This is a genomic window from Bacteroides xylanisolvens, assembly GCF_018289135.1.
Lineage (GTDB): Bacteria > Bacteroidota > Bacteroidia > Bacteroidales > Bacteroidaceae > Bacteroides > Bacteroides xylanisolvens.
Genome location: NZ_CP072216.1, coordinates 4,825,588 through 4,839,624, shown reverse-complemented (window position 1 = coordinate 4,839,624; position 14,037 = coordinate 4,825,588). Strand labels below are relative to the sequence as shown.

The window sequence follows — 14,037 nt, the reverse complement described above, 5'->3', positions numbered from 1 at the left end:
CAATATCATTCCCATAAGTTGTAGGCATTATCCAAAATCAGTCTGGAAAACATCTGCGTAAGCATTATTACAGGTATAGATGTTCAGCACATACCGCCTTGATGTCCTGATCCACTTGGCTGGTACAGAGATAAACCTGAAGACAAACGCTTTTATGCGACTTGTTGCATTGAGCCCGAACTTCTTTACGTCAAGTCTTTGAATAATGGCCTTGTAAAAGTTACGGATAAGTGCTGTAAGAAGAAGGAACACTGTGTTCTCTGCCATGAAGGATTTGGGCAATCTGTCCCACCCGAAACCATTGTTCATATCATCGAAGATACGTTCCTTTCCTCCACGAAGGTTATAGAACTCGACAATTTCTCTTACGGAAGAATCATAGTCGTTAGTCAGGATACAACGGTATGTGTATTCTCCTTCCCAAAAATCCTGCACACCATCCATCCGTTTCTGTCTTTGAATCACAAGTCGATATGCCTTACCTTTCCACTTCTCAACAAGGATAGAGTTCAATTCAAACTCAATGCCATTGATTTCCTCAGTTTTCCAGCCTTTGAGAGCAAAGGTGTCATTGTAGATCGAACTGCAGCGGTTAGCACGGATATAGAAGGACTTGCAGTGTTTTTCTATTTCCTCCACGATTTCCTCGGAACATGATCCACAATCAGCTCTGAAGCGATTGATAGTGAGCCCATTCTGTTCAAATCTCGCAAAGAACCTCTTCAGCGTGTCCTTCTGATGGAAACGAACATTTGTGTTACCATCGCTATTCTCTATACCGACTATCAAATCGCCAATAACCGCCACGCCAGGGCGATAACCAAGGAACTTCTTGTATGTAGGCTTTGCATCATACTTCTCTGTCTCTATGAACTGATGGTCGAAATCAACATCATACATCTCACCCTCTTTCAGTTGGCCAGATGCAAATATACAATTGAGCAATAAAGTATTGAGAGTGTCAGCCGTATTGAAATCGTAGGTCTTGCCCATATCTGATGTGTATGAAATGTTTTCTTGCGTCAACTCCTTTATCGCCCTGAGGATAGTATCAGAGCTACAAGTGCGAAGTGTCGGATGAAGCGAGAGGTGGTTCATCAAATGAGTAGTGACATCCTCAATACATGAACCGCTACAGAAGTAGATACTCATGAGAGAACGGATGATTTCGCTGTACTGATAACCGAACGATCTACACCTTAGACCGAGGGTTGAGTCGATTACAGATGATAATGTGGAGTCAAATTGCTCCATGATTGAAAATAATCCCCCAAAAGGAGTGAGTCTCTCAGATTTAATTTGTATCTTCGCCATGTCTATCGTCGGATTCTCTTGTTTTTTTTGCAACACTAAGATAAGTGAAAATTCTGACATGGCAAAATCCTGAGCAACTTTTTGTTGCTCAGGTACTTAAAAAGTTTAATTTATAATAGTGTTGCGGAATTAAGGGTAATTAGAATGACTCCGTTAGCGGCACGCGAACCGTAGATAGATGCCGATGAAGCATCTTTCAATATCTGCATACTCTCAATATCATTCGGAGAAAGGAACTTGATATTGTCTACAGGCACTCCATCTACTACATACAGCGGATCATTACTACCATTCATTGAAGTAGTACCACGAACACGGATAGACATTTCACCGCCCGGCGTACCGTTAGGCTGAATCACCGAGACACCGGCTGCCTTACCTTGAATGGCCTGTCCTGCCGAAACGATAGGCCGCATATCCAAATCCTTGGTAGATACGGAAGAGATAGCGGTAGTCACATCTTTCCGTTTCACCGAACCATAACCGATGACCACCACTTCATCAAGCACTTCATTATCTTCCTGAAGTGTGATCTTCATCTGTTGGGCTGCCTTTACCTCCTGCGACTTATAACCCACATAAGAGAATATCAAAATGGCGTTTTGCTTAACGTTTAATGTGAAGTTGCCATCTAAATCGGTAATTGCTCCGTTAGACGTACCTTTCTCTTGTACACTAACACCGATTAGCGGTTCTTTTTGAGCATCCAGGACCTGACCGGATGCAGTAATTTGCTGTGCGGATGCACTCAAAGATAAAAACATTGCCAAGATAGCAAAGAAAATCTTGCGACTCCCCGAAAGGATTTTTCGCCTGTTTTTTTTCATGCGTACTAAGTTTTAAAGTTAATAATAAGACGCTCGTCAGCAATGGGCTATTCTCATTACTTTCGAAGCACAGGTCAAAAGTATAAAGAAATTAAAGTGAGCTAACAAGGAGGGGGCAATAAGTGGATCACACAAAACGACAATCCACTCATTTTCACCTATTTACATTCAGAACATATACCTAAAAAAGTGGTTGATTTACAGTCCGAATTAGCGAATTTTTCGCACTAAATCGTCAAAATCCTCTCTCGATCCACGGGCTTTATTCCTTACTTTCGCCCGATAATTATAAATTGTATTCACTGAATAACGAAGAAACTCCGCAATTTGTGAACTATCTTCAATACCCAGACGTATCAAAGCAAAGATGCGCAGTTCAGTATTCAATAACTCGCCTTTCTTCGGTAAAATCTGTTCATTTTCCTGTAATAAGTCATTGAATTTTCCCACAAAGTTAGGGAAGAGATGCAAAAAAGCTGTATCAAAGTTAGCATACAATTCTTCCAGTTCTTCGTCAAGAGCATCTTGGGAACGCGTTATCTTTAATAACTCCGCAATTTGTCCGGCAGACACTTTCTTATTCACCATCCGCCGGTAAGCGTCTAAACGGTTGATATAAGTAGAACACAACTTGATGAAACGGGCAATATACTCTTCCTTGATCTGATTGGACTCCGAGAGTTCGATATTGGTAGAAGACAAGCAACTATTCATTTGCCTCAACTCCTCATTCAATCCGTTTAACTGCTTATTAGCTACCTGAAGATGATTTCTTGCATCTGCCAGCTTTTTCATCTGACGGTAGATATATCCCAAAGCTACAATCAACAACACCAATAGTGCAGTGATAAGCAGCAGGTTCTGTTGAAGACGGTCGTTCTGCTTTTCAATCATTGCCTGATAGGTTTTATCAATCAATGAAAGCACGTCAGCACTCTGCCAACTACGCAGACGGGCATTGTAGAACTTGGTCGCATTCCACGAAAAGCGCATATATTGGTACGCACGTTCCATATCACCATCTTCGTAAAGTAGCTGGGCAAGCATCCACAACGAAGCATGGTCCTTAATGGCAGAACGAATATCCGATATAGCAGAAAGACAAAGATTCCGTTTCTCTCCCAGACTATCATTACTGTACTTGTAAATCAAAGAACGATGATAAGTAGCCATCGCATATTGGGGAGTATATGGTTCTATTTTCGTCAACCGAAGATCATTCACTTTCAGGGCTTCCTCATACTGGCGTTGATCGCGAAATGATGCTTCACGCATCAGCAGGTATTCTTCCGATTCCGGAGGCAATATAGCATATAATGAATCTCTATATGCCTGCGAGATACTCCAATAACGTCCCGAAAGGGTTTTATCCTGTGTATAAACGCCCAACTCGCCATACACATGGTCAAAGCAGGTATAATAATCGGCTATTAAACGAGGAATGATTTTCCGACGGTCTACCGATTCCAGCACATCAAGAGACTCTTTATACATTCCAGTTGATGATAATAATAGCGAAAGCTGCAACTGACTTTCTATCTGCCGGTCTGCATCACGCAAGCGCTCTGCAATCCGGATATTTTCATTCAAATAGTGGATGGCAGAGTCGCAAATAAAGGCTTTATATTCTTTGTATATCTGACTGTTCAGATTGTACTGTTCCGCGGAATTAGGTTCTATTCCGTGTGTCAGTTCTTTAAGGTGCTTGATACGTGATTCTCGTTGAACCACATAAATTTCATGTTCCTGAATCGTCAAATCAAGCACATTCAACAGTGAGTCCAAGGTCTTATCGGCCCGGGTATATAGTGGAAAAGAGAGAAGTAAAAGAAATATCAGGTACTTTTTTTTCATCGGAGTATTAAACTTTAATAGAAGATTACAAGACTAATAAAGACAAATGTAGAGAAAATCTTCGTAATCTGATTACAAATGGCTCATAAATTAAAGGAACAAACAGCCTATCTTAAAAGCTATATAAAGTATATGTTATATTATCATCAATAAAAACCAGCTTTACTCTATCAGACAAATCCATTCCCAGATACAGACCTGATGAAAATAAATACCATATTACCAATCCAAGCTCTTACCAATAAAAGTATTATCTTTGTTGCATGAAAAAATTAGTCATTGTAGGATGTGGACGACTTGCAGGAATCGTTGCGGATGCAGTTGTCAAAGGCTTATTACCAGATTATGACTTGGTAGGTGTCTATTCGCGTACGGCTTCAAAAGCAGCGCACATCGTTCATAAAATGCAGCAACATGGCAAGCCTTGCATTGCTTGCGCCACATTGGAAGAGTTATTAGCATTAAAACCAGATTATCTGGTGGAATCGGCCTCTCCTGCCGCTATGCGGGAATTGGCTTTGCCAGCATTGAGAAACGGAACCTCTGTCATTACCTTGTCTATCGGTGCTTTGGCAGACGAGACATTCTATCGGGAAGTGGCAGAAACCGCCAAGGCAAATGGCACACGAATCTATATCGCATCCGGAGCTACCGGTGGATTCGATGTTTTAAGAACTGCCTCTCTGATGGGAAATACGACGGCCCGCTTCTTCAATGAAAAAGGTCCTAACGGACTCAAAGGAACTCCCGTTTATGATGATTCCTTGCAAACGGAGCAACGTACTGTTTTCTCCGGAAGTGCTGCGGAAGCTATTCGCCTCTTTCCAACCAAAGTGAATGTTACAGTTGCCGCCTCACGAGCTTCTGTCGGTCCGGAGAACATGCAGGTATCCATACAATCTACCCCCGGATTTGTGGGAGATACGCAAAGGGTAGAAATCAAAAATGACCAGGTGCATGCCGTAGTAGACATTTATAGTGCTACATCGGATATTGCAGGGTGGTCAGTAGTGAGCACCCTGATTAATATCACATCACCCATTGTATTCTGACAGATTGGCCAATACTTTTGCGCTCAGGCGGTCAAACGCCTGACGCGTGCGGCCAGTAGACACCTGCATACAACGTACATGCGGATGATTGAGCAGTTGCTCACTCCCCAACGCGCCTATCGTGTCACAAAAACAAAGGTTGTCACCTTCCAGCCATTCAGCGAAAGCTGCCTCATCCCATGCCGGCGACAAACCGGTATTGAATAAGATTTTCCGATTACCCATCTGCCTGAATTCCTCTTCATGCAGCAGAACCGTATTTTTATTAAGGCAACAGCAAATGACTTCACTCTCTGCAAGGAGTTTCTCCAACGGCAAAAAGCAATATCCTTTGGCAGTAGCCGCTTCTTTCTCACTGCGGGCATAATATGAAATATCAGCACCAAAGAACTTCAAAGCGTCCGCTATCATGCCGCCCGACTTACCCAATCCGACTATTCCGACTTTTAAGCCGGTGATCTCACGAGGTAACTCCTCCCACGATTCCTGCCCGAAGCCATGCAAACAGCGCACCAACTCACTGACGACATATTCTACCACTCCCTCATCACCATAATCCCGGATACCTGTTACCGTGATACCCCGTTCATTGGCATAGCGAATATCGACATTCGCACTTTCGGGAGAATAGAGCGAGCAACACATTCCAATGTATTTCACATTCAGACAACATTCAAGTACATACCGGTTGATACGGGAGGTATAACTCAAAAGCACCGCATCGGCATCTCCGATACGGGCAATGATTTCATCATCACTCGCGGGTACATCAGGATACATCACCACCTGACCGGCAAATGAATACAACGCTTTTTCGGCCGACGGAACCAGACTGACCGGCTCTATAGCTACAAGTTTCTGAAACATCGTTTTTTTATTTTAGAAGTATTATAAAAACAAACATACACGGTTACCGGATTAGCAACCCAACATGGGCGCTAAGATACAAATTTCTAGCCATAATATCATTTAATGATGGACGATAACAGTATGTTTTAGACACACGAACGCAAGTTAAACATATCCAATCAGAGTTCACTACTCGCCATCCGGTTCCTTTCGTGGCAGTGCTATAAAATGCATCTGATTACCCCGTCCCTCCCGCTTGATAATGCCTTCGGCCGCAAAAGATTTAAGATCGTCCAATGCAGTATTCTTCAAACGCCCGGTAAGTTCTGTATAAGTGGTTCTTGTGATGAAGCCATGCTCCCCGATATATTGCAGGACGAGTTTCTTCAGGTTCTCCCTGTCCCACTTACATGAAGTATTGAAATCGACACACTTTCTGCGCTCCAAATCTCCGCGAATACCTACACGCATACTCTTGGAAGCACGGAAATTCACCCCGTTGAAAGCTACGGATTCAGAACGAATATCATTCTTATTTGCTACCAATCGGGAAGCTTTCACTTTGGCTGAAAAGAAACCGAACTCTCCCAATTCGACGCGGTATCCTTCACCCAGATATATGATTGTAATATGATTGCAAAATAAAATTCATCTGCCAACTACCGGACATCGGTTTCTCTTTATTTATTCACATAGATTTGTTTATTTCTAAATTATTTCAGTACATTTGCCTGACCTACTTCTATTACAGAAAGGATGAAAATAGACGAAATACAGTGCATAAAAGAACTACGCAACGGCTCTTACCAGGCTTTTACCCAGATTTATGAAGCCTACGCCGACCGACTTTACAGCTTTGTTCTTAAACAACTAAAAAATCGTTCCCTGGCACAAGATATTGTTCAGGATACCTTTTTACGCCTATGGGACAACCGTAGCCAACTGAATAGCTTTGGCAACCTGCAAGCCTTTATTTTCACTATTGCCAAACATCAGGTAATCGATTATTTCCGCAAACAAGTCAACGAACTACAATTCGAAGACTTTATGGAGTATTGCGAGAACCAAGAGAGCGATGTATCTCCAGAAGACCTATTATTGTATGATGAATTCCTGCAACAACTGAAGAAATCAAAGAATATTCTGTCACAACGGGAACGAGAGATTTATGAACTAAGCAGAGAAAAACATATTCCAGTCAAACAGATTGCCGAGCAACTGGAGCTTTCCGAGCAAACAGTAAAGAACTATCTGACTTCCGCTCTGAAGATCCTTCGCAGCGAAATAATGAAATATAATATTCTCTTTATTTTCTTCTTATAATATCGTCACTGCAACACATCACAAGGGGAAGGCAATAATATCTTCTCCCACAAAAAAGATCTCTATCTGATTTTTATGTTATAAAACACAAAGAAATCATAGTACTCTCTTATTCCATTCACGTATAACCAATAGAAACACCTATAATATGGCTACACATTTTAAAGATTTATACCGCCGATATATGGAGAAGGGACTACCTTCTTCTGACTTGAGAGAGTTCAAAAAAGAACTTGACCACATACCGGATGAAGAACTTTGGAATACCATGATAAACATGGAAAAAGATTCTGCACCGGAAATCGGGATGCCCCCCATGATGAAAAAGCAGATACGTAAGGAACTTCATCAAATCATCTGGAGAAGACGCTGGTATCAATTTGCGAAATATGCCGCTGTCATCGCTCTACTCGTCACCTCTTCCTTCGGCATATATTCCTTATTCGATACTCCAAGTTCGCAACAAATGATAACTGCCAATGTAAAACCCGGCAGCAAATCAGAGATCATATTGCCGGACGGAACAAAAGTGCAACTGAATGGTGCCACTACCATCAGATATGACGTCAATGATACAGAACAACGACTCGTACATCTATCAGGAGAAGCTTTCTTCGATGTAGCCAAAAGCCCGGACTGTCCTTTCAGAGTCATGGTAAATGACTTCCAGATCGAAGTATTGGGAACTTCTTTCAATGTGAATACATATAAGAAAGATGTTATCGAAACCTCTCTGCTTACCGGAAAAATTAAAATATCCGGCGGCTCTCTCCCGCACGAATATACGCTTACTCCCGGTGAAAAAGCAACCTACTCCAGTGTAGACAAAGCCCTCAAAATTACAAAAGCTGATGTGCATGTAGAAACAGGCTGGTGTAATGATTATCTAATTTTCGACTCCGAGCCTTTAATTGATGTTATAGAGCAAATAGAACGGTGGTATGGAGTAGAAATAGAACTAAAATATCCACAGATTGCACAAGATTTACTGTCCGGTTCTTTCCGCCATGAAAATATACAGAATGTTATCCATTCATTGAGCCTTCAGTATAAATTCAAATATGAGATACATAAAGATAAAATCATTATTTATTAACCTCAAAAGAAAGGAGCCTATGAAAGATATAATATAAGCTATTTAAAGAAAAACAACCAAAGAATCGCCCAATCCTTTGGTTGTATGAAAGTCGATAAAATTAATCCATTAAAACATGAAAAAATAGTATCAACTATGAATTACACAAAGTTAATTTTTTCCTTTAAAAAGAGGAGACATAATCTCCTTATTTTTAGAAACTTTACCATTTTGCTCACTGGAATGATTTTACTATCCACAACAGAAGCATTGGCACAAAAAGGAAATGTGTCGGTAAACATCAATAATGGTACGGTGAAAACATTCATAAAGGAGATCGAGAAACAAACCCGGTATACATTCGTTTATCGGAACAATGTCCTCAACGACCAATCGAAAGTGACCGTCAACTGTAAAAATAAGCCTCTTGATCAAGTACTGTCACAAGTATTCACTCCATTAAATGTTTCTTATTCGCTTAATAACAATACCATAGTATTAGTGAAGCAAGAAGTGCAACAACAGAAAAAAAACGAAAAGAAAACCATCAAAGGTACTGTGACAGATGGAAAAGGCGAACCGATTATCGGAGCCAATGTAATACAGGAAGGTGGCATCGGAACAATTACAGATGTTGAAGGAAATTTCACCGTCACAGCAGACCTATCCAAGCCGTTGGAAATATCCTACATCGGATACAAAAAGAAATCTATCCGCATCGGTGCTTCACCAACAATCAACATAGCGCTGGAAGAAGATGCACACGTCATGGATGAAGTTATCGTCATCGGATATGGCTCCAAAACCAAGCGGGATGTTACCTCTTCCATTGGAACTTATAAACCGGGAGAAGTCAATGTCCGCCAGGTATTAGGTGTTGACGAACTGTTGCAGGGACGCGTATCCGGAGTGAATATAACGTCAGCATCCGGTGTACCGGGAAGTAAAAATCGGGTCAGTATCCGTGGAATCGGTTCAATTACCGCAGGTAACGAACCACTATATGTAATTGACGGAGTACCTATCAACAATACGTCAGGAGATACTGGTGCTTGGGGAGCACAATCAATGAACGGTCTGAATGATTTCAATCCCTCCGACGTAGAATCTATACAGATTTTGAAGGATGCAGCTTCCGCTGCTATTTATGGCTCACGTGCAACAAATGGTGTTATCCTGATAACAACTAAAAAAGGAAGCAAGGGACAGGCCAAAGTAAACATTGACACGAATGTTAGTTTCTCCAACCTGACCAGAACAGACAAACTGGATATGACCGACACTGATCTGTTTCTGGAAGTTCTGAACGAAGCTATCGACAACTATAATCTGCAAACCAACAGTACGCAGGCACGTATTGATAACCCTGCACCGGGAAAAGCACAGACAAACTGGCTCGATCTGGTACTTCGTACGGCTGTTACCTACACGACTACCGCGTCTGTGTCAGGCGGAACAGATAAAACGAATTATTACTTGTCCGCCAATTACAAACACAACGAAGGTGTAATTATCAACAATCAGCTCAAACGTTACAATTTGAAGGTTAATCTGGACACGGAAATCAAAAAGTGGCTCAAGGTAGGAACCGCCCTGAATTTAAGTTACTCGCGTAATAACCGCGTTCCCACCGGCTATAATATAGGAACCAGTGTCATTACCCGCGCCATCGAACAACGTCCATGGGATTCCCCTTATCGTCCCGACGGAGAATATGCTGTCGGAGGACAGGAGTTGGCCAACCATAACCCGATACAGGCTCTTAACGAAGAAGATGTATATATCGATAATTACCGTGCCCTCGGTTCACTCTATATGCTGTTTAACATAACGAAAGACTTGAACTTCAAAACTACACTCGGAGAGGATTTCAACTATACGGAAGAACACATTTATTACACAGCCGATCACCCCTATGGCAATAAAGTAGGAAAGCTTATTGACGGACGAAAATCTTATGCGAGTACTTTATGGGAAAACGTGCTCACTTATAAACACTCCTTTGAAGAAGATTTCTCTCTGGACGTCATGCTGGGGCATTCTATACAAAAGGATGTAACTTCCTCAGCCGCACAAACGGGTATCGGATTCCCCTCTCCTTCTTTTGACGTCAACTCTGTTGCTGCCGAATACTCGGATATAAGTACAGGACTTTCTTCATTCCTGCTCCAATCATTCTTCGGCCGTTTAAGTCTGAACTACAAGAACCGCTATTTACTAACGGGAACCATGCGTGCTGACGGTTCTTCCAAATTCATATCCAGCAATCGCTACGGATATTTCCCGTCTGTCAGCGCCGGTTGGAATTTGGGAGAAGAATCTTGGTGGAAATATCCACAAACCGATGTAAAGTTCCGCGCAAGCTGGGGTTGCACCGGTAATCAGGGAGGTATCGGCTCTTATGCTTATCAAGCATTAGCCGGTGGAGGGTACAACTATAACGGTGAGAACGGTTTAGGACTGACTACTGCAGGCAACCGCGATCTTAAATGGGAAAAAGCCCAACAAGCTGACGTCGGAGTAGACCTTTCTTTTTTCAGAGGTGCGATCACATTCACAGCAGATGCATTTATCAAAGATACCAAGGACTTGCTTTACCAAAAGCCAACTCCTGCTACATCGGGTTATACCAGCCAGGTATGTAATATCGGATCAATGCGTAATAAAGGACTCGAATTTACCTTAGGAGCCAACCTTAGCAAAGGTTCATTCTCATGGCATTCAGATTTCAATATCTCCTTTATCAGAAATAAACTGACTGCGCTTCTCGACAATAATGAGATATTGACAACCAGCTCGATGCACGCCCTTAAAGTCGGCGAACCGATAGGGTCCTTCTATATGATTAAGTGGAAAGGTATTTACCAGTCGGATGATGAAATTCCTGCCAAGATTTACGATCAGGGCGTAAGAGCAGGAGACTGTATTTACGAAGATGTGGATGGTAACGATGTCATAGACGAAAACGACAAACAGTTTGTCGGCTCGGCTAATCCAAAGTTCACCGGTGGTTTCAATAACACATTCAAGTACAAAGGCGTTGACTTGAGCCTGTTCTTTACATTTTCGTCAGGCAACAAGCTCTATGAACTGTGGACCGGAGGTTTACGAATGGGTAACGGTACATGGCCGATACTGAAATCATCTGCAGAATCCCGTTGGACGGGACCAGGCAGTACTAACGAAAATCCGCGTGCCATTTATGGTTATACGTGGAACTCAACCAAGTTTGTCAATACCCGAATGTTACACGATGCATCTTATATCCGTTGCCGTACAGCTTCTATTGGATATACCCTCCCAAAAAGTTGGATTAACCGGATACATATCGATAATCTACGCATATATTTCCAGGCAGATAACCTCTTCATATTAACGAAGTGGCCGTATCTGGATCCGGAAGTAAATGTAAGCCTCTCTGCAACCAATATGGGATATGATTATCTCTACCCATCCCAACCGCGTACGTTTACAATAGGTGTCAATCTTAAATTCTAACAGATATGAAGAATTTTATTATATCGTTATTAACAGTATTATTGGTGTTTGCCACTAGTTGCAACGAAATGGACCAATATCCGCATAATGCCGTATCCAGTGATAACCTCACCGAGGAGGATGCTCAATTACTGCTTACCGGACTCTACTTTTATATACAAAACAAACCAACAGTCAATGGTTATCTTACACAAGACATTGTCGGCGGAGATCTTGTCCGCGGCGGAGCGACAGGACTGAAAGATCCGGTATTATTGGTAAAAGACCTGGTTACCCCTGAAAGCGGTTTCGTCAGCGGACCGTGGGATGGATTTTATACTGCTCTCTACCAAGTAAATTCACTGATTGTCGCAGTTGACAAATTAGCAGCCAGCCAGTCACGAAACGAGATACTGGGAGTAGCCAGTTTCTTCCGTGGTCTGATTTATTATCACCTGGTTACCCGCTATGGAGAAGTTCCCATTCTCGAAGCTCCTTTCTCGGGAGACATCGCAGCATCTACCGAAACAGAAGGATGGAGTTTTGTAGAAAAGAATTTTCAGGTAGCAATAGATTATGCTCCTACTTTTTCCGACAAGTATTACGTCTCAAAACAAGCGGCAAAGGCTTTAATGGCAAGAACCAAACTTGCACAAGGCAAAATGACTGAAGCTGCCAAACTTGCTGAAGAAGTGATAGGTGATGCCAATTTCTCACTTGCCGACTTCGACCAGATCTTCCGTGGAAAAGCAAACCGAGAAGAAATATTCTCATTTGTCAATCTGCTCAATGAATCAAGCGTAAACTTGAGTGCTTCCCTCTATTCACGTGCTTCTGCCAATGGAGGTAGCTATACATATGCGCCGACGACAAAAGTGATGAATATGTTCGAACCGGATGATAAACGAACCGCCATATCAATTGATATGCAGGAAACAAATGAAGTCATTAATAAATATCCCGGTGGAGAGGTGACTACCGATCCGATCATTATTACCCGTTTGGGGGAAATGTACCTGATCAGTGCTGAAGCACAAGGACTTTCCAAAGGGCTTACCCGTTTGAATGAGCTTCGGAACTTTCGTGGTCTTCCTTCTGTACACCCTGCCACTGAAGAAGACTTCATAGATGCAATTCTCAATGAGAGACATACGGAACTACTGGCAGAAGGTTTCCGTTGGTTCGACCTTGTCCGCCTCAACCGCCTGGAAAGTGATCTCGGCTTTGAGCGCAAGTATAACAAATTACCTATTCCTGCCAAAGAAAGGTCTCTCAATAAACTTTTAAATCAAAATTCATATTGGGCTAACTAAAACAATGAAAATGATGAACTTATTAAAATACATGCAGATTCTGTCATTTGTATTACCAGTGGCTTTCTTAAGTTGCTCAAACGATACAATTGAAGACGTACATTATACCCCGCAAACAAAAATCGGTCAAAAACTATTAGCGGGTAGTGAAACAGTGGCACGTGTATATACCGATACCAGCTTTGTTGTTGCATTGGGAGTTACGGAAACAGATGTCCATTTTCAAAAGGCAGACAGCCGCTCTACTCATATATTTATAATCGACATTGATTTGAATGAACCAGGGGTTTCATTAGAAGTAGGTATGCCGTATGATGCGGATGTACGCAACAACTTCCAGCGGCAGACACTAACAGAAATGGCAGATTACGCCGACCGTCCGTGGCACCGGGTAGCTGCCATGATTAATGCTGATTTTTGGGATGTCAGTACAATGGATATCAGGGGGCCCATTCATCGCAATGGAGTGATCTTAAAAAACTCATTCATCTTTAAAGAAACACTTCCCCAACAAGCTTTGAGTTTTATCGCGCTGACGAAAGACAACAAAATGGTAATTGCCGACTCTGTGGAGTATCGTGGTATGCAGTACAACCTCAAAGAAGTGACCGGGAGCGGAGTTATCGTGCTACGGGATGGAGAAATATCCGGCGCGACTTATCCAGGTATCGATCCGCGTACTTGTCTTGGATATTCAGATGATGGTCATGTCTACTTCATGGTGGCTGACGGACGTGTAGAGTTCTACTCATACGGACTTACTTATCCGGAAATGGGTTCAATAATGAAAGCATTAGGATGCTCATGGGCTGTGAACCTGGATGGTGGCGGTTCTACCCAAATGCTTATACGACATCCGATAGCGGATATATTCCAAATACGGAACCGGCCTTCTGATGGACAGGAGCGACCTGTCGTAAATACGTGGATGGTAACAGTCAATGAACCTTAAA

Annotated in this window: 9 protein-coding genes and 2 pseudogenes; 6 read left to right on the top strand and 5 right to left on the bottom strand. The window is 42.2% G+C overall.

Annotated features, from left to right (window positions below; translation table 11 throughout):
* Positions 1-27: 27 nt before the first annotated feature.
* The 3 genes and pseudogenes from INE92_RS20180 to INE92_RS20170 form a co-directional block, all read right to left on the bottom strand.
* Positions 28-1,314: an IS1380-like element ISBf12 family transposase gene (locus INE92_RS20180; RefSeq protein WP_009040242.1), complete on the bottom strand. Its 1,287-nt coding sequence runs from the start codon at positions 1,312-1,314 to the stop codon at positions 28-30.
* A gap of 134 nt (positions 1,315-1,448) precedes the next feature.
* Positions 1,449-2,141: pseudogene (locus tag INE92_RS20175) on the bottom strand (TonB-dependent receptor plug domain-containing protein); the annotation flags it as partial.
* A 210-nt stretch (positions 2,142-2,351) separates the two neighbouring features.
* Positions 2,352-3,995 carry a DUF6377 domain-containing protein gene (locus INE92_RS20170; RefSeq protein ID WP_004313825.1) on the bottom strand — a complete coding sequence of 548 codons (1,644 nt, stop codon included), beginning with the start codon at positions 3,993-3,995 and terminating at the stop codon, positions 2,352-2,354.
* Positions 3,996-4,258: 263 nt separating this feature from the next.
* Here INE92_RS20170 and INE92_RS20165 point away from each other — a divergent pair, with 263 nt between their 5' ends.
* Complete coding sequence (locus tag INE92_RS20165; protein WP_004309886.1) at positions 4,259-5,047, top strand: aspartate dehydrogenase domain-containing protein; 789 nt, start codon at positions 4,259-4,261, stop codon at positions 5,045-5,047.
* Here INE92_RS20165 and INE92_RS20160 read toward each other — a convergent pair.
* Positions 5,030-5,914, bottom strand: coding sequence for an NAD(P)-dependent oxidoreductase (locus tag INE92_RS20160; RefSeq protein ID WP_004309884.1), 885 nt, complete (start codon positions 5,912-5,914; stop codon positions 5,030-5,032). The two genes, INE92_RS20165 and INE92_RS20160, sit on opposite strands and share 18 nt — an antisense overlap.
* Before the next feature lie 171 nt (positions 5,915-6,085).
* Positions 6,086-6,514: pseudogene (locus tag INE92_RS20155) on the bottom strand (HU family DNA-binding protein); the annotation flags it as partial.
* Between the two features lie 138 nt (positions 6,515-6,652).
* On the opposite strand from INE92_RS20155, the gene INE92_RS20150 reads away from it, so the two are divergent.
* From INE92_RS20150 to INE92_RS20130, 5 genes are all read left to right on the top strand, one after another.
* Complete coding sequence (locus INE92_RS20150; protein WP_008023858.1) at positions 6,653-7,219, top strand: RNA polymerase sigma factor; 567 nt, start codon at positions 6,653-6,655, stop codon at positions 7,217-7,219.
* Between the two features lie 148 nt (positions 7,220-7,367).
* Positions 7,368-8,315, top strand: a complete 948-nt coding sequence (locus tag INE92_RS20145) for a FecR family protein (protein WP_008023857.1) — start codon at positions 7,368-7,370, stop codon at positions 8,313-8,315.
* A 222-nt stretch (positions 8,316-8,537) separates the two neighbouring features.
* A complete protein-coding gene (locus INE92_RS20140) occupies positions 8,538-11,792 on the top strand; it encodes a TonB-dependent receptor (RefSeq protein ID WP_009040956.1) in 3,255 nt (1,084 codons plus the stop codon).
* Between the two features lie 5 nt (positions 11,793-11,797).
* Positions 11,798-13,084, top strand: a complete 1,287-nt coding sequence (locus INE92_RS20135) for a RagB/SusD family nutrient uptake outer membrane protein (protein ID WP_004313820.1) — start codon at positions 11,798-11,800, stop codon at positions 13,082-13,084.
* 10 nt (positions 13,085-13,094) lie between these two features.
* Positions 13,095-14,036, top strand: coding sequence for a phosphodiester glycosidase family protein (locus tag INE92_RS20130; RefSeq protein ID WP_225473428.1), 942 nt, complete (start codon positions 13,095-13,097; stop codon positions 14,034-14,036).
* Position 14,037: the final 1 nt, after the last annotated feature.